Below are 14,786 nucleotides of genomic sequence, written 5' to 3'. Positions count from 1 at the left end.
GAGGGCATGAGTCACCGTCCCCGGTCCGGCCTCGCCGCGGTCAGCGAAGCGCTGCTGGCCATGAGCAGGCACCTGGAGGTGCGCGACGTCCTCAAGACGATCGTCGCCTCGGCCCGTGAGCTGCTCGGCGCGCAGTACGCCGCGCTCGGGGTCCCGGACGACCACGGCGGCTTCGCCCAGTTCGTCGTCGACGGCGTCACCGACGCCCAGTGGAAGGCCATCGGCCCGCTCCCGCGCCAGCACGGCATCCTCGCCGCGATGCTCCGCGAGGCGAGGACCGAGCGGCTGGCCGACGTCCGCAAGGACCCCCGCTTCGAGGGCTGGCCCTCGGCCCACCCCGACATGTCCGACTTCCTGGGCCTGCCGATCCGCGACGGCGACGAGGTCATCGGCGCGCTCTTCCTCGCCAACAAGAACTGCCCCAAACCCGAGGGCAGCTGCGGCTTCACCGCCGAGGACGAGGAACTCCTCTCCATCCTCGCCCAGCACGCGGCCATCGCCCTCACCAACGCCCGCCTCTACGAGCGCAGCCGTGAGCTGACCATCGCCGAGGAACGCTCCCGGCTCGCCCACGAGTTGCACGACGCGGTCAGCCAGAAGCTGTTCTCCCTGCGGCTCACCGCGCAGGCCGCCGCCGCGCTGGTCGACCGCGACCCCTCCCGCGCCAAGGGCGAGTTGCAGCAGGTGGCCGTGCTCGCCGCCGAGGCCGCCGACGAACTGCGCGCCGCCGTCGTCGAGTTGCGCCCCGCCGCCCTCGACGAGGACGGACTGCTCGCCACCCTGAGCACCCAGGTCCAGGTCCTCGACCGCGCCCACAGCGCGCGCGTGACCTTCGCGAGCGGCGGCTTCCGCGCCCTGCCCGCCGCCCAGGAGGAGGCCCTGCTGCGGGTCGCCCAGGAAGCCCTGCACAACGCCCTCAGACACTCCGGGGCCGAGCACGTCGACGTGACGGTCGACCGGCGCGGCGCCGGCGCCGTCCTCCGGGTCGCGGACGACGGCGCCGGCTTCGACCCGCACCTGACCCGGCGCGCCGGACGCCACCTCGGCCTGGTCTCCATGCGGGACCGGGCGAGCGGCGTCGGCGGCGCGCTGACCGTGGAATCGGCGCCCGGCAAGGGCACCACGATCGAGATGGAGGTACCCGGTGGCTGACGCGATCAGGGTGCTCCTGGTCGACGACCACCAGGTCGTCCGCCGGGGCCTGCGCACCTTCCTGGAGGTCCAGGACGACATCGAGGTGGTCGGCGAGGCCGCCGACGGCGCCGAGGGGGTCGAGCGCGCCGAGGAACTGACCCCCGACGTCGTCCTCATGGACGTCAAGATGCCCGGCATGGACGGCGTGGAGGCGCTGCGCAGGCTCCGCGAACTCGACAACCGCGCGCGCGTGCTGATCGTCACCAGCTTCACCGAACAGCGCACGGTGGTCCCGGCCCTGCGCGCCGGCGCCGCCGGGTACGTGTACAAGGACGTCGACCCCGACGCGCTCGCCACCGCCATCCGCTCGGTGCACGCCGGGCACGTGCTGCTCCAGCCCGAGGTGGCCGGCGCCCTGCTCTCCCAGGAGGGGGCCAACTCGGGCCAGGGCAGGGGGGGTTCCCTCACCGAGCGGGAGCGCGAGGTGCTCGGGCTGATCGCCGACGGACGCTCCAACCGGGAGATAGCCCGCGCGCTGGTGCTCTCCGAGAAGACCGTCAAGACCCACGTCTCGAACATCCTGATGAAGCTCGACCTCGCCGACCGCACCCAGGCCGCGCTCTGGGCCGTGCGCCACGGCGTGACCGGCTGAAACGCGCTCCGCAACGCTTCACCGACGGCAACCTGGAGGGTCGCCCTCCGGACTGAGATTCATACCGTCGTGGGAATGTCACCCGGATGGCGCATCCTCCGCCGGTCCACGCCGTTCTCCAGTGCGTGCCGCGGCGACCGCCGCGGCCGTCGCCGAGGAGGCTTTGAAGTGAAGAACCTGAAGAAGGCAGCGGCCCTGACGATGGTGGCCGGCGGGATCGTGGCTGCGGGTGCGGGGATGGCCTCCGCCCACACCGGTGGTGCCACGGCCGCGGGCGAGGCCCACCACTCGCCGGGCGTCGTCTCCGGCAACGTGATCCAGGCCCCGGTGCACGTTCCGGTCAACGTCGTCGGCAACAGCGTCAACGTCATCGGCGTGCTGAACCCCGCCTTCGGCAACCTCGGCCTCAACCGCTGAGACTGCTGAGTCCACTGGGACGGCTGATTCCCCGGGATACCGCGGGACACCGCGGGAACCTCGCCGCGGTACGGCGGCGGCCTCCGGCCTTCCGGGCGACCCCGGAAGGCCGGTCGGCTTTTAGGCCCAATGATCCGAACGGGCAGTCACTGCCGCCCGCCCCGTACCGACCGGCGCCCCTCCGGCGTTGATCAGCGCACGACCCACGGTCGGGTCGGACACGCACTCGCAGGAGGAACGTTTCCCATGAACATCGCCAAGAAGGCCGCCGTAGCCATGACCGTCGCCGGTATCGCGGCGGGAGCCTCCGCGGGAGCGGCCTTCGCCGACGCGGGTGCCGGCGGCGCTGCCGTGAACTCCCCGGGCGTCGCCTCCGGCCTGGTCGCCCAGGTCCCGGTCCACGTCCCCGTCAACGCCAGCGGCCTGTCCGTCAACGTGATCGGCCTGCTGAACCCGGCGTTCGGCAACACCGCGGTCAACCAGTAGGACCCGCACGACCGACGGGGGGCCACGCCGGCCGGCGTGGCCCCCGGGCGCGTCTAACGCCCCCGCTCGCGCTCCTCCACCACGGAGTTGTACGCCGCGACCTGCGCCCGCCGCGCCGTCCGCTCCACCGGCCGCAGCGCCAGCGACCGCCCCGCCATCTCCGACGCGCTCACCGCGCCCCCGTGCCCGTTCTCGTACGCCAGCGAGACCAGCAGCCCCACCCGCTGCGCCAGTTCCAGCACCCGTACCGCCCGCGGCGGATACCCCGGCGCCAGCACCTCCCGCCCCCGCTCGGCCCGCGCCCGGTACGCGTCGATCGCCGCCTCGGCCACCGGCCCCGACCCGGCCACGTCCAGCTTCGAGAGCACCTCGGTCGCGTCCCGCAGCGCCTCCGCCAGCTCCCGCTCGGCCTCACCGAGCGAGGGCACGTCGGCGGGCGGCGCCTCCCGCACCGGCAGCACGTGCCAGACCACCTCGGCGTGCACGTCACCGGCGGGACCGGCCTCGTGGACCTCGGGCACCAGCCCGAACGCGGCCCCGTGGCAGATCACCGCCTCCTCCGCCTCCAGCGCCCGCGCGTTGAACTCCGGCGGCCCGCTCAGCCCCAGCGGATGCCCCGGCGCCGGCAGCGCCACCCGCAGCGCGCCCGCCCCCAGCGCCCGCAGCCGTCCCAGCGCGAGCGTGAGCCCGACCGGAGCGGACTCGCCCGGCAGCCCCTCCACCCGGTGCACCGTGTCCTCGCCGACGATGGCGAGCACGGCGTCATCCGGAGAGACAAGTCCGGCCAATAGGGCATTTCCCCAAGCGGCGAGGCGTCCTGAACGCGGTTCCGAGAGCATGCCCCCACCCTAAGGAGCGGACCGATGGAATGGAGCGCCGCACTCGTGGCGTAGATTTCATAAGGGCTGCGCCCACCGGCGCCGCCGCCCGAGCCACAGGCTTACGCGACAGCCGAGACCGGCCACACTGCAAGGGGAGACAACGCGCTCATGAGCGATGTTCTGGAGCTTCAGGACGTATCCGTGGTCCGTGAGGGCCGGGCTCTGGTGGACCAGGTCTCCTGGTCGGTGAAGGAGGGCGAGCGCTGGGTCATCCTCGGTCCCAACGGCGCCGGCAAGACCACCCTCCTGAACATCGCCTCCAGCTACCTCTTCCCCAGCAAGGGCACCGCCACCGTCCTCGGCGACACCCTCGGCCAGGTCGACGTCTTCGACCTGCGCCCCCGCATCGGCATGGCCGGCATCGCGATGGCCGAGAAGCTCCCCAAGCGCCAGACCGTCCTGGAGACCGTCCTCACCGCCGCCTACGGCATGACCGCCCACTGGCAGGAGGAGTACGACGAGGTCGACGAGCAGCGCGCCCGCGCCTTCCTCGACCGCCTCGGCATGACGGACTACGTCGACCGCCGCTTCGGCACCCTCTCCGAGGGCGAGCGCAAGCGCACCCTCATCGCCCGCGCCCTGATGACCGACCCCGAACTGCTCCTTCTCGACGAACCCGCCGCCGGCCTCGACCTCGGCGGCCGCGAGGACCTGGTCCGCCGCCTCGGCCGGCTCGCCCGCGACCCGATCGCCCCCTCCATGATCATGGTCACCCACCATGTCGAGGAGATCGCCCCCGGCTTCACCCACGTCCTCATGATCCGTCAGGGCCGGGTCCTCAGCGCCGGCCCGCTGGAGCTCGAACTCACCTCCCGCAACCTCTCCCTCTGCTTCGGCCTCCCGCTCGTCGTCGAGCAGGCCGGCGACCGCTGGACCGCCCGCGGACTGCCCCTGTCCTGACGGGCGCCGACCCGGAAAGCACCCTGTCGGGGTCGGTACCCGCGGCCCTACCATGACTATGTGAACAACATCGACGCATGGGTGTGGTGGCTCGTCGTCGCGGCGGCACTCGGCATCCCGCTCGTGGTGACCGCGATGCCGGAGTTCGGCATGTTCGCGGTCGGCGCCGTGGCAGCGGCCGGTACGGCCGGGCTCGGCGCGGGCGTCGTGGCCCAGGTCCTCGTCTTCGTCATCGTCTCGGTCGCCCTGATCGCCGTGGTCCGGCCGATCGCGGCCCGGCACGCCGCAGGACGCCCCCAACTCGCCACGGGCGTGGACGCGTTGAAGGGCAAACAGGCCGTCGTGCTCGAACGCGTCGACGGCTCGGACGGACGGATCAAGCTCGCCGGCGAGATCTGGTCGGCGCGCTCCCTCGACCCGGACCGTGCCTTCGAAGTGGGCCAGGCGGTGGACGTCGTGGAGATCGAGGGCGCCACCGCGATCGTCATCTGACCTCGCAAGACTCAACTGAACAGAACTGTCCCCGAGTTGCGCGAACGTCTGTCAGACTCATCCAGCAAGATCTTCAACAACCATAAGATCTGCCGAAGCGCCGAGGCGGAGAAGGGTACGGGGAGCGACGATGGAACCGGTCATCATCGTCCTGATCATTCTGGTGGTGTTGGTCTTCATCGCCTTGATCAAGACGATCCAAGTCATCCCACAGGCGAGCGCCGCCATCGTCGAGCGCTTCGGCCGTTACACACGGACTCTCAACGCGGGCCTCAACATCGTGGTCCCGTTCATAGACACCATCCGCAACCGCATCGACCTGCGTGAACAGGTCGTGCCGTTCCCGCCGCAGCCGGTGATCACCCAGGACAACCTGGTCGTGAACATCGACACGGTCATCTACTACCAGGTCACGGACGCGCGGGCCGCCACCTACGAGGTCGCCAGCTACATCCAGGCCATCGAGCAGCTCACGGTCACCACGCTCCGCAACATCATCGGCGGCATGGACCTCGAACGCACCCTGACCTCCCGCGAGGAGATCAACGCGGCCCTGCGCGGCGTCCTCGACGAGGCCACCGGCAAGTGGGGCATCCGCGTCAACCGCGTCGAGCTCAAGGCGATCGAGCCGCCGACCTCCATCCAGGACTCGATGGAGAAGCAGATGCGCGCCGACCGTGACAAGCGCGCCGCGATCCTCACCGCGGAAGGTACGCGGCAGGCCGCCATCCTCACCGCCGAAGGCGAGAAGCAGTCCCAGATCCTGCGCGCCGAGGGTGAGGCCAAGGCCGCCGCCCTGCGCGCCGAGGGCGAGGCCCAGGCGGTCCGTACGGTCTTCGAGGCGATCCACGCCGGAGACCCCGACCAGAAGCTCCTGAGCTACCAGTACCTCCAGATGCTCCCGAAGATCGCCGAGGGCGACGCCAACAAGCTCTGGATCGTCCCCAGCGAGATCGGCGACGCCCTCAAGGGCCTCTCCGGCGCGATGGGCAACTTCGGCTCCCTGGGCGGAGGTTCCAACGGCGGAGGCGGCAACGTCCCCGCCCAGGAGCGCCGCGAGAAGCCGAACATCGACTGACGGTCACCGCGGACAAAAGTTCCCCGCACCCCGATCAGGGGTGCGGGGAACGGTGCGTTCAGCCACGAACAACCGCTACTCGCGCGACGGGCCGGACCCGCCAGCCGCTCAGGCGGCCACCTCCCCCGACAGCCACTCGGGCAGCGCCGCCAGGTCCTCGGCCCCCATGGCCAGCAGCATCGCGTCCTGCGGAGAGGGCTCGAACGGCGCCCGGAGCAACGGCATCCCCGCCTGCTCCGGCGTCCGGTCCGCCTTGCGGTGATTGTCCTCCGCGCAGGAGGCCACCGTGTTCAGCCACGAGTCGGCCCCGCCCTGCGCCCGCGGCACCACATGGTCCACGGTCGTCGCCCGCCGCCCGCAGTAGGCGCACCGGTGCCGGTCCCTGACCAGCACCCCCCGCCTCGACCAGGGCGCCTGTCTCCGGAACGGCACCCTCACGTATCTGCAGAGCCTGATCACCCGGGGCGCGGGTATGTCCACATCCGCACCGCGCATGCGCAGTTCGGGGTGGGCCTGCTCAACGACGGCCTTGTCCTGGAGCACCAGAACAACGGCGCGATTCAGCGTCACCGTCGACAGCGGCTCGAAGCTCGCGTTCAGAACCAGCGTGTCCCGCATCCAGCCCACCTCCCATGTGCACCGTGCCCACCCCCGGCGGGCTTGGATCAACTCTGGACGGGCGCGTCGAGATGGACAACGCAATAAAAACTGCCCGCCTCTGATCACTTCCATGACCAGAGGCGGGCAAACGTTCCATGAACGCTCGACTGATTTCGCGCGGTGTGTCAGCCCTGTCCGGGGTTCTCGTACTCCCCGATGAGCTGCGCCCGCGCGATCGTGTGGAACCGCAGGTTGAAGCCGACGACGGCCGGCGACACGTCGGCGTCCGGACCGAGCTTCTCCTGGTCCACGGCGTACACCGTGAACACGTAACGGTGCGGCCCGTCCCCGGGCGGCGGCGCGGCACCGCCGAAGTCCTTCGACCCGTAGTCGTTGCGCACCTGCACGGCGCCCTCGGGCAGACCCTCGAACGTGCCGCTGCCCGCGCCCACCGGCAACTCGGTCACCGAGGCGGGGATGTCGAACACCACCCAGTGCCAGAACCCGCTGCCCGTCGGCGCGTCCGGGTCGTAGCAGGTCACGGCGAAGCTCCCGGTGCCCTCCGGGAAGCCCTCCCACCGCAGCTGCGGCGAGGTGTTGCCCTCCGCGTAGACCTGGGCGTCCTTGAGCGTCGCCCCCTCCTCGATGTCCGCGCTGGTCACCGTGAACGACGGGACGGGCGGGTGGAAGTCGTGGGGGAGAGGACGCCGCTTGAGCTCGGTCACCTCGGTACCTCCTGGGTACTGACGATCTGATCGACTACGGAACATGCGCTCCCGAGCCTAGAACCAGTTGCGCTTGCTGCCGACCTCGGACAGCCACTGGTTGAGGTAAGCCGCCCAGTCGGTCCCGTGGAAGTCGTGCAGACCCACCTGGAACGACCGGAAGGTGTCGCTGCCCTCGCTGAACAGCCCCGGCTTCTTGTCCATCTCCAGCACCACGTCCATGGCGTGCCCGTCCGCGACGAAGCTCAGCTCCACCTGGTTCAGGCCCCGGTACTGGGACGGCGGGTGGAACTCGACCTCCTGGTAGAAGGGGAGCGTCTGCCGGGTCCCCCGGATGTGCCCCTTCTCCAGGTCCGCGTTCTTGAAGCGGAAGCCCAGCTGGATGAAGGCGTCCAGGATGGCCTGCTGCGCCGGCAGCGGATGCACGTTGATCGGGTCGAGGTCACCCGAGTCGACCGCCCGCGCGATCTCCAGCTCCGTCGTCACCCCGATGTGCATCCCGCGCAGCGCCTGCCCGTCGATCATCGTGACCGGCGTCTCCCACGGGATCTCCAGTCCGAACGGCACCGCGTGCACGGCCCCGGCCTGGAGCTCGAAGGCACCGCCGAGCCGCACCTTGCCGAAGCCGATGTTCTGCTTGTACTCCTCGTCGCCGCTCTCCACCTCGACCCGGGCCTGGAGACCCACGGACAGCCCCTGGATCTCCTGGTTGACCGAACCGCCCTGGATCCGCACCTCGCCCTGGACGACACCGCCCGGTACGACGTTCACCTCGGTGAGCACCGTCTCGACGGACGCCCCGCCGGCACCCAGGCTGGCGAGCAGCTTCTTGAAGCCCATGACTCTCCCTTTACGTACGGACCTTTGATCCCTACAAACGCGACCGGGCCGTCGCCGGTTCCGGCCCACCCCCTGGCGAGCGGACGATTCCCTGACCCCCCTTGGCGCACCCGGCCTGGTCTAGGCTCGGACGCCATGATCGCGCCCCCGGACCGTACGCCACTCCCCAGGGACTTCTTCGACCGCCCTGTACTGGAGGTCGCCCCCGACCTCCTCGGCCGCATCCTCGTCCGCACCACCCCGGACGGTCCGATCGAAGTGCGCCTCACGGAGGTGGAGGCGTACGACGGCCCGAACGACCCCGGCTCGCACGCCTATCGCGGCCGCACACCCCGCAACGAGGTGATGTTCGGCCCGCCCGGACATGTGTACGTCTACTTCACCTACGGCATGTCAAGGCGGTCAGCATGAACGTTGATCTCCTCTCCCATCCCGCTGAAGAGGTCGCCCCCAAGCTGCTCGGATGCGTCCTCACCTGCAAGACCCCCGAGGGGACTGTGAGCATCGCCATCACGGAGGCCGAGGCGTACTCGGGTACGGCTGACCCAGCCTCCCATGCCTACCGGGGCCGGACACCCCGTAACGCCGTCATGTTCGGACCCGCAGGACACCTGTACGTCTACCGGTCCCACGGTCTCCACTGGTGCGCCAACGTCGTCACCGGGACGGACGGCATCGCCTCGGCTGTCCTCATCCGGGCAGGCAGGGTCATCGAGGGGGAAGACCTGGCACGCAAGCGACGAGGGGAGAGGGTCGAGAGTCCACGGCTTGCCCGAGGTCCGGGGAACTTCTGCCAGGCACTCGGCATCACGGCGGAGCACAACGGCGCAGACCTCCTGACAGGTACCTCGGTCGTGTTGTCCGAGGGCGAGTCGGTACCTACCGCGCTCATCCAGGTTGGTCCTCGGGTAGGCGTGAGCAAGGCCCACGACTGGCAGCACCGGTTCTACCTCGCCGGTGATCCAACGGTCTCGGCGTACCGACTGAGCCCGAGAGCCAAACCTTCCGCCGGAGCCTGAGCCGCTGTGCGCCTTGCCCACGGCCCGCCGGTGAGTCGGCGCGGAGTTGGGTCAGAAGATGAGTGATCGCTCGCGAGCGTGGCGCGTGACGCGTTCCTGGTCGGTCGAGCGACTGCCGACGTGCCCGACTCGGGCCGGACGGGTGGGGATGGCCGGGTACATCAGCGGATGGCCGAACGGAGCAGCACCACACGGGCGGGCTCCCTGAACGGGGTCGTCCTCCCTCCTTCGTGTACGAACCCTCGGCCAGGTCGCCGCCGTCGCTCCCGACCGCACGAGACCGAGTCCAGGCCCGAAGGCTTGGGCGCCCACCTGTGAAGAGAGACCGTGCCATCCGTGCACGGTCCACCCCCGCAACGAAAGGGAGGCACATGTCCCGCCGTCCGGCGGGGGTCACTGGCGCACTCTGCGCCACACAGGAAGGGACTGCCACAGTGGGACGTATCCCATTCCAGTTCGAGGGCGACTTCGCCGCCGTGTCTCAGGAGGAGTACAAGCGGCGCGCGAGAGACCCGCGCTTCGACTACGCCCACCGCGTCGAGTACGCGGCCATGGGATGGGCGAACCAGATCGGCCACGCCGAGTTCCCACCAGGGGAGCTGAACAAGATCCTCGCCGACAGGGACGGCAGGGTGCCGAGCAACAACGCCGTGAACAACCACGTGCGCAAAGCCAAGAGGTGGGGCTTCATCGAAGTCGGGTCCAACCGCCGGTGCCTCGCTCTGCCGATGTACCACTTCCAGAAGGGCATCGGGGACAAGACCTGCGACGAGCACGGCATACGCCCGGTGAAGCGGTTTACGCCGTAACCCACACGTGGGAGCTGTCGGTCACTCGGGGCACTGACACGCAACGCGTGCCGATCAGAGGGCGAACGACACGCAGCACCTGTAAGCGCAGGGCGTTGACCAGGGAAGATGTGCCGCCCTTTCTTGATCTCTCTTGGGTGCACTGAAGGCCATACGTACTGCAGCCAGCCGAAGGGGCGGCCGGAAGGCCGCCACAGCCGAAGCGGTCAACGGTCTGTCAGTCACTCGTCCCGGACCACCATCGCGAACGACGTACAGACACGCCGGAAGCCCTTGTGCCCGCTCCGGCCTGTGTGGCTCATGCACTCCACGTCGACTGCCGCGCCGTCCGTCGAGGGCGTGGCTGTCCACTTGCAGTGAAGGCACTCCGCTTCGAAGGTCACGTCAGTGTCCGGGTGCTGCGTGATTCTGTGCCTCACATACCGCAGGACAGAGCGCACCATCACTCGGCCCCGTGGTCTTCCCGGAGGTGCTCACGGAGCACGACGTTCGCGTCCGTCGCCTTCGAGTAGTCGCCGACCGATCGAGCGTTGGCTCGGGTCACGGCGACGCCGAGGCGCTGCCGACAGCCCGCGACGGGGTTCGGGTCTCCCTCCGGAAGGGTCAGGTTCACCGGCCCTGCCATCGTCGTTTTGGGTGTGCTCATCCCTGCGACCTCCCGACTGTTCGCCTGCCGAAGGATGATCCCCCGGGGTGCGGACGGGATGGCGTTTCAGTCGCGTAGTCGAATGAAGTCATGCACGGCAACCGGCGGACCACTCGGCGAGCCGCGCCCGAAGGTCTTCGCCGAAGAGGGCGTGTTCCTCGTAGTCGGCGAACTCCTTCAGGAACGCCTGAACATCTCGGCCGTCGCGGAGTACGAGACTTCCCGCCGTCGTCTCGATGGTGACCAACGCGGCGTCGTAGATGGTGAACGTACTCAGCGGGGTTCGGGGCGTCGGTGCCCCTACAGGGATCACCCCGATCTGAACGTTCGGGAGGTAGGACAGGGACGCCAGTCGGTCCATCTGCTCGGCCAGTGCCAGTGGGGAGACGACCGGCCAGCGAACCGCCTGCTCGGTGAGAACGAACGTGAACCGCTTCGAGGCGTCGTAGAGGACGGCTTGCCGTCCCAGCTTCCCCGCTACGGCCTTGCTCGCGTCGGCCGTCGAGTGGGCCAGGCTCGCCCGTACGTACTCCGGTGTTGCGAGCAGCCCGGTAACCATCGAGAGCAGGAAGTAGCGCATGTGCGTAGAGGACGCTTCGAGCGACTTCAGCTCGGCCTGTCTCGTACCGAGCCCCTTGCGTCGAAGTTCTCGAAGGTTCCGCCACTCGGTGTTTGCCATCCTGGCGAGGGCGGAGACCTCGGCGACCAGTTCCGGCGGAGCGTCCAGCGCTCGCAAGATCTGCTCGACATCGACCAGGGACGGCCGTGTCCGGCCGTTCTCGATGCGAGACACCTTCGACTGGGACATGTTGCAGCGCGCTGCGAGCCGGTCCCCTGAGAGGCCGGCACGCTTGCGCAAGTCCCGAAGCAGAGAGGCGAGTTCGGTGCCAGACTCGCCAAGCTGCTCAGCTTCGAACGTCACCCGTTCACGTACTCCAGGAAGGGAACCGACTCGGCGACGGCGATGCGCTGCCACTCGATGAAAGGCGCAGGCTCACCCTCGTACAGCTCTCGGCTGATCTGCGTGCCGTCGCCCTCGTAGTGCATCAGGACGACCGTCGAGCGGTCGAACATCCAGAAGTCCTCGACATCCGGCAACGGGTTCTCTCGCTCGGTCACGTCAAGGATGCGGATGTTCTCCCCGGCGAGCATGTGCGGGGAGTAGTAGCGGGAGAACTCGAAGCGCAGGTACTCGGAGAGCGGTCGAGTCAGGACGTGCACTCGCCCCTTGCTCTTCCCCTCGCCGAGTAGACGCTTCAGGTCTTCCGTGTACGCGGACGAGTAGTCGTGCGGGTCGACGCGCTTGCCTGCCCGGAAGGCTTCGAGCTCTTCCGCCTCCTGCGGTACGAGGTACTGGGGCAGGGTCTCCAGTCGCCACGCCTCCGAATGGAAGCCTCGGAGCGTCGCCCGCCACTCCTCACCATCCAAGAGCACGAACGGCCTCCCGAAGAACGCTCTCGGGGATCTCCACGAGTCCTTCCCCTCGCGGGGGAGCGAAGGCGTCGGACACGTCGCCCTGAACCACGACGGAGCCGGACGCGGTGCGGTAGACGTTCGGACAGTCGTCCTCTCCACACGTGCCGTTGCCGTTGCCGGTGAGCCGAGTCAGTTCTTCGCGTGCCATGCGGAACCCCCTTCACTTGGCGGCCCGGTCAGGCCGCCTGAAACGACCGTACGGGGCCGCTTGCGGCCGTCCATGCACGGACGTGACTCATGCACGTTGTTGCATGAACTGGGGAGCGAGAGGGGCGCGCCTCCTCGACGGGCATGGCGAAGGGCCCCGCCCGACACTCGTCAGACAGGGCCCGTGCTCACCGAGCGCCGACAGCCGGCTCGGCTCTCCGCGGTCGGATCTCAAGGGTTCCGGAACGTGATCCGGCAGTGCTCGCCCTTGAAGGCTCGGACCCCTCGACCGCGCGGCATCAACTCGACTCGCGCGCAGACCTGCATGACGACGGTCCGCACGTAGTCGATGCGGTCGGGGTCCTCATAGTCCAGTTCCTCCCACAGGTACTCGATGTCGCCGAGGTCGACGCGCACCCGCTGCGATGCCAGGTCTGCCAGCTCGGCCCGGATCTTGGTCAGGTCGGCATCGCACCTGCTGATGCCCGTCCGCAAGGTCGACGCGTCGATGTCCCCTACGGCGAACATCTCCGCCAGGGCGGTGCGCCTCTCGGATGCGGCCGTCTCCTCGGCCAGCAGCTCGGCCTCTCGCTCCTCGTCTGCGGCATCTGTGGCCGGTGCCGCGTTCCACTCCTCGGCCTTGTCGATGACCTTCCGGACCACGAAGGAGTCAAGAGCGTCTGCCGGGCAGGTGATGCATCGGCCACCTGAACAGGTGTAGATGCGGTACCGCTCGCCTGCCGCGTTCTTCTTGCTCCACCCCTGAGTGACGACGGCCTGACACTTCGAGCAGCGGACCACGCCGGACAACAGGGCCTTGCGCTTGCCGCCCCCGCCCGTGTTGCGCTCGGGGTCGCTCAGGTGGCGGACGAGGGCCCGGAATATGCCCTCGGAGACGATCGCCTCCCAGTTGCCCGCGCCGGTCTCCTCGGTCCGCCGCACCCGCGTCCCGTCCGGCTTCTCGACCCACTGCGAGTACGTCTGGATGCCCGCGTTCCGCGGCTTCAAGAGGACACCCCGAAGGTTCGCGCTGCGCCACTCCTTGCCGTGCGGCGAGAGCAGCCCACGCGTGTTCCAGTCCTTCGCGATGGACCAGAGGGTGACGCCGGTCAGGACATCCCGGTACGCCTGCCGTAGGGCTTCCGCCTCTGCTTCCCGGTGCCTGCCGTCCCGCTCGAAGCCGAAGGGGCGAGTACTCCAGAAGGGCCTGCCCGACTCCCTGCGCCGCTGGTGTCCGAGCACCTGACACTCGACACGCATCTCGGTCTCGTTGCGAGCCACCACAGCGCCGATGCGAGCAGCGAGCCGGCCGGACGGGGTGGACAGGTCGAGCACTCCCTGCGCCTGTGCGGCGGCCAGCGTGACGCCGGTCGCCTCGGCCAGGTCCACCAGATCCTCCAGGTCCCAGGGGGTGCGGTACATACGGTCGTAGTGGCGGGACACGATGGCGTCTGACTTGCCGTCCTCCACCAGAGCCTTGACGCGCTCCCACTCGGCGCTCCGCTTGGTTCCCCGCTTCGTCGAAGCCGACGTGTCCTTCTCAACGATCGTGGCTACGACTGACCAGCCCCTCCGGTCGCACAGCGCCTGACTCAGCTCGACCTGTTGTGTCAGGTTCCCACCCTTGGATTCCTCGCCCCTCGGGGTGGGGCTGAGCCTGGCGTAAGGGAGCCGAGCTCGCACGTAAACGTCGACTTTCGGCCCGATACGACCGAGAACTGGCCAAAGGTCCGGCCCGCCTGGCCACCGCCCTGGGCGTCGACCGGGAGCTGGACGGCACCGACGCGTGCGCCGCCGGCGGGACACCGCTGCGCGTACTGACCGGTACCCCCGTCTCGTCCGACCAGGTACGGAACGGTCCGCGCACGGGACTGGCCGGCGAGGGCGGTGACGGCGACGCCCATCCCTGGCGTTACTGGGTCGCCAACGACCCCACGGTGAGCCCCTATCGGGCCCATGCGCCCAGGCGTCGCTCAAGTTGACGCGTCCCTGGAAGGTGCGTAACGTAGCCCGAGTCGCTTGAACCGGGTACGGCAATCGCCAGCAGCCGGAAGCGGCCACCCACTACCTACGACTTCCCCTGACGGGGTCGAATTCTGCATGCCCGCATGCCCGAATTCGAACTCGCGGAACTCGATTATGAGTCCTGACGGGAGTCGGCTAACGTAGTGAATGTCGAAAGGCCGACGAGCGAAAGCCGAAAGCCTTACGGCAATCCCGCCGACAGGGAATCGGACGCCGAAAGGATCTGATAGAGTCGGAACCGCCGGAAAGGGAAACGCGAGAGCGAGAACCTGGAAAGCACCGAGGAAATCGGATCGGAAAAAGATCTGATAGAGTCGGAAACGCCGAAGGGAAGCCCGGAGGAAAGCCCGAGAGGGTGAGTACAAAGGAAGCGACCGTTCCTTGAGAACTCAACAGCGTGCCAAAAGTCAACGCCAGATATGTTGATACCCCGTCTCCGGCCATCACGGCTGGGACGAG

At 68.9% G+C, this 14,786-nt stretch carries 19 protein-coding genes and 2 pseudogenes; 11 read left to right on the top strand and 10 right to left on the bottom strand.

The window, feature by feature from the left end; genetic code table 11:
- The first annotated feature begins 6 nt into the window (after positions 1 to 6).
- The 4 genes from ACZ619_RS02835 (at position 7) to ACZ619_RS02820 (ending at position 2,689) form a co-directional block, all read left to right on the top strand.
- Complete coding sequence (locus ACZ619_RS02835; RefSeq protein WP_469593319.1) at positions 7 to 1,152, top strand: GAF domain-containing sensor histidine kinase; 1,146 nt, start codon at positions 7 to 9, stop codon at positions 1,150 to 1,152.
- Positions 1,145 to 1,786 (top strand): response regulator, encoded by a 642-nt coding sequence (locus ACZ619_RS02830; RefSeq protein ID WP_469593317.1) that lies wholly within the window; start codon positions 1,145 to 1,147, stop codon positions 1,784 to 1,786. The genes ACZ619_RS02835 and ACZ619_RS02830 overlap by 8 nt, the downstream gene beginning before the upstream one ends.
- Positions 1,787 to 1,954: 168 nt before the next feature.
- Positions 1,955 to 2,203: a chaplin gene (locus ACZ619_RS02825; protein ID WP_469593316.1), complete on the top strand. Its 249-nt coding sequence runs from the start codon at positions 1,955 to 1,957 to the stop codon at positions 2,201 to 2,203.
- 246 nt (positions 2,204 to 2,449) lie between these two features.
- Positions 2,450 to 2,689 carry a chaplin gene (locus tag ACZ619_RS02820; protein WP_469593314.1) on the top strand — a complete coding sequence of 80 codons (240 nt, stop codon included), beginning with the start codon at positions 2,450 to 2,452 and terminating at the stop codon, positions 2,687 to 2,689.
- A gap of 53 nt (positions 2,690 to 2,742) precedes the next feature.
- Here ACZ619_RS02820 and ACZ619_RS02815 read toward each other — a convergent pair whose 3' ends face one another.
- Positions 2,743 to 3,528, bottom strand: coding sequence for a hypothetical protein (locus ACZ619_RS02815; protein WP_469593312.1), 786 nt, complete (start codon positions 3,526 to 3,528; stop codon positions 2,743 to 2,745).
- Between the two features lie 150 nt (positions 3,529 to 3,678).
- Between ACZ619_RS02815 and ACZ619_RS02810 the strand changes: the two genes are divergently transcribed.
- The 3 genes from ACZ619_RS02810 to ACZ619_RS02800 all read left to right on the top strand — a co-directional run bounded on the left by ACZ619_RS02810 (position 3,679) and on the right by ACZ619_RS02800 (position 6,040).
- Positions 3,679 to 4,470 carry an ABC transporter ATP-binding protein gene (locus ACZ619_RS02810; protein WP_469593310.1) on the top strand — a complete coding sequence of 264 codons (792 nt, stop codon included), beginning with the start codon at positions 3,679 to 3,681 and terminating at the stop codon, positions 4,468 to 4,470.
- 60 nt (positions 4,471 to 4,530) lie between these two features.
- Positions 4,531 to 4,962, top strand: coding sequence for an NfeD family protein (locus ACZ619_RS02805; protein ID WP_469593308.1), 432 nt, complete (start codon positions 4,531 to 4,533; stop codon positions 4,960 to 4,962).
- A 130-nt stretch (positions 4,963 to 5,092) separates the two neighbouring features.
- Entirely contained in the window at positions 5,093 to 6,040 is a 948-nt protein-coding gene (locus tag ACZ619_RS02800; protein ID WP_469593306.1) for an SPFH domain-containing protein, read from the top strand.
- A 108-nt stretch (positions 6,041 to 6,148) separates the two neighbouring features.
- Here the strand turns inward: ACZ619_RS02800 and ACZ619_RS02795 are convergent, their stop codons facing one another.
- The 3 genes from ACZ619_RS02795 to ACZ619_RS02785 all read right to left on the bottom strand — a co-directional run bounded on the left by ACZ619_RS02795 (position 6,149) and on the right by ACZ619_RS02785 (position 8,205).
- Complete coding sequence (locus tag ACZ619_RS02795; protein ID WP_469593304.1) at positions 6,149 to 6,658, bottom strand: HNH endonuclease; 510 nt, start codon at positions 6,656 to 6,658, stop codon at positions 6,149 to 6,151.
- 167 nt (positions 6,659 to 6,825) lie between these two features.
- Positions 6,826 to 7,365: a YbhB/YbcL family Raf kinase inhibitor-like protein gene (locus ACZ619_RS02790; protein WP_469593302.1), complete on the bottom strand. Its 540-nt coding sequence runs from the start codon at positions 7,363 to 7,365 to the stop codon at positions 6,826 to 6,828.
- 57 nt (positions 7,366 to 7,422) lie between these two features.
- The gene (locus tag ACZ619_RS02785) at positions 7,423 to 8,205 is read right to left on the bottom strand and encodes a sporulation protein (RefSeq protein ID WP_469593301.1); all 783 of its coding nucleotides are present in this window, start codon (positions 8,203 to 8,205) and stop codon (positions 7,423 to 7,425) included.
- Between the two features lie 135 nt (positions 8,206 to 8,340).
- Between ACZ619_RS02785 and ACZ619_RS02780 the strand changes: the two are divergent.
- From ACZ619_RS02780 to ACZ619_RS02770, 3 genes and pseudogenes are all read left to right on the top strand, one after another.
- Positions 8,341 to 8,598, top strand: a pseudogene (locus ACZ619_RS02780) (DNA-3-methyladenine glycosylase); the annotation flags it as partial.
- A gap of 14 nt (positions 8,599 to 8,612) precedes the next feature.
- The gene (locus ACZ619_RS02775; protein ID WP_469593299.1) at positions 8,613 to 9,224 is read left to right on the top strand and encodes a DNA-3-methyladenine glycosylase; all 612 of its coding nucleotides are present in this window, start codon (positions 8,613 to 8,615) and stop codon (positions 9,222 to 9,224) included.
- Between the two features lie 434 nt (positions 9,225 to 9,658).
- Complete coding sequence (locus tag ACZ619_RS02770; protein ID WP_469593297.1) at positions 9,659 to 10,033, top strand: hypothetical protein; 375 nt, start codon at positions 9,659 to 9,661, stop codon at positions 10,031 to 10,033.
- 221 nt (positions 10,034 to 10,254) lie between these two features.
- Here ACZ619_RS02770 and ACZ619_RS02765 read toward each other — a convergent pair whose 3' ends face one another.
- The 6 genes from ACZ619_RS02765 to ACZ619_RS02740 form a co-directional block, all read right to left on the bottom strand.
- Positions 10,255 to 10,476 (bottom strand): DUF7848 domain-containing protein, encoded by a 222-nt coding sequence (locus ACZ619_RS02765; RefSeq protein ID WP_210989043.1) that lies wholly within the window; start codon positions 10,474 to 10,476, stop codon positions 10,255 to 10,257.
- The gene (locus tag ACZ619_RS02760) at positions 10,476 to 10,679 is read right to left on the bottom strand and encodes a hypothetical protein (RefSeq protein WP_469593295.1); all 204 of its coding nucleotides are present in this window, start codon (positions 10,677 to 10,679) and stop codon (positions 10,476 to 10,478) included. Before ACZ619_RS02760 ends, ACZ619_RS02765 begins: the two co-directional genes overlap by 1 nt.
- Before the next feature lie 88 nt (positions 10,680 to 10,767).
- A complete protein-coding gene (locus ACZ619_RS02755) occupies positions 10,768 to 11,601 on the bottom strand; it encodes a helix-turn-helix domain-containing protein (RefSeq protein ID WP_469593293.1) in 834 nt (277 codons plus the stop codon).
- The gene (locus ACZ619_RS02750; RefSeq protein ID WP_469593291.1) at positions 11,598 to 12,113 is read right to left on the bottom strand and encodes a DUF6879 family protein; all 516 of its coding nucleotides are present in this window, start codon (positions 12,111 to 12,113) and stop codon (positions 11,598 to 11,600) included. The genes ACZ619_RS02755 and ACZ619_RS02750 overlap by 4 nt, the downstream gene beginning before the upstream one ends.
- A complete protein-coding gene (locus ACZ619_RS02745) occupies positions 12,097 to 12,303 on the bottom strand; it encodes a hypothetical protein (RefSeq protein WP_469593289.1) in 207 nt (68 codons plus the stop codon). Before ACZ619_RS02745 ends, ACZ619_RS02750 begins: the two co-directional genes overlap by 17 nt.
- A 230-nt stretch (positions 12,304 to 12,533) precedes the next feature.
- Positions 12,534 to 13,985 (bottom strand): recombinase family protein, encoded by a 1,452-nt coding sequence (locus ACZ619_RS02740; protein ID WP_469593287.1) that lies wholly within the window; start codon positions 13,983 to 13,985, stop codon positions 12,534 to 12,536.
- On the opposite strand from ACZ619_RS02740, the pseudogene ACZ619_RS02735 reads away from it, so the two are divergent.
- Positions 13,967 to 14,284 (top strand): annotated as a pseudogene (locus tag ACZ619_RS02735) (DNA-3-methyladenine glycosylase); the annotation flags it as partial. The gene ACZ619_RS02740 and the pseudogene ACZ619_RS02735 overlap by 19 nt on opposite strands.
- Positions 14,285 to 14,786 lie beyond the last annotated feature (502 nt).

It is taken from the genome of Streptomyces sp. NPDC104367 (assembly GCF_055583825.1).
The sequence above is the reverse complement of the archived record's forward strand: the minus strand, read 5'-3'. Positions and strand labels throughout refer to the sequence as shown.

Coding starts and splice junctions, on each gene's coding strand:
- ACZ619_RS02835 (WP_469593319.1), top strand. CDS start 7: ATGAGTCACCGTCCCCGGTCCGGCCTCGCCGCGGTCAGCGAAGCGCTG.
- ACZ619_RS02820 (WP_469593314.1), top strand. CDS start 2,450: ATGAACATCGCCAAGAAGGCCGCCGTAGCCATGACCGTCGCCGGTATC.
- ACZ619_RS02815 (WP_469593312.1), bottom strand. CDS start 3,528: ATGCTCTCGGAACCGCGTTCAGGACGCCTCGCCGCTTGGGGAAATGCC.
- ACZ619_RS02810 (WP_469593310.1), top strand. CDS start 3,679: ATGAGCGATGTTCTGGAGCTTCAGGACGTATCCGTGGTCCGTGAGGGC.
- ACZ619_RS02800 (WP_469593306.1), top strand. CDS start 5,093: ATGGAACCGGTCATCATCGTCCTGATCATTCTGGTGGTGTTGGTCTTC.
- ACZ619_RS02795 (WP_469593304.1), bottom strand. CDS start 6,658: ATGCGGGACACGCTGGTTCTGAACGCGAGCTTCGAGCCGCTGTCGACG.
- ACZ619_RS02785 (WP_469593301.1), bottom strand. CDS start 8,205: ATGGGCTTCAAGAAGCTGCTCGCCAGCCTGGGTGCCGGCGGGGCGTCC.
- ACZ619_RS02775 (WP_469593299.1), top strand. CDS start 8,613: ATGAACGTTGATCTCCTCTCCCATCCCGCTGAAGAGGTCGCCCCCAAG.
- ACZ619_RS02765 (WP_210989043.1), bottom strand. CDS start 10,476: ATGGTGCGCTCTGTCCTGCGGTATGTGAGGCACAGAATCACGCAGCAC.
- ACZ619_RS02760 (WP_469593295.1), bottom strand. CDS start 10,679: ATGAGCACACCCAAAACGACGATGGCAGGGCCGGTGAACCTGACCCTT.
- ACZ619_RS02745 (WP_469593289.1), bottom strand. CDS start 12,303: ATGGCACGCGAAGAACTGACTCGGCTCACCGGCAACGGCAACGGCACG.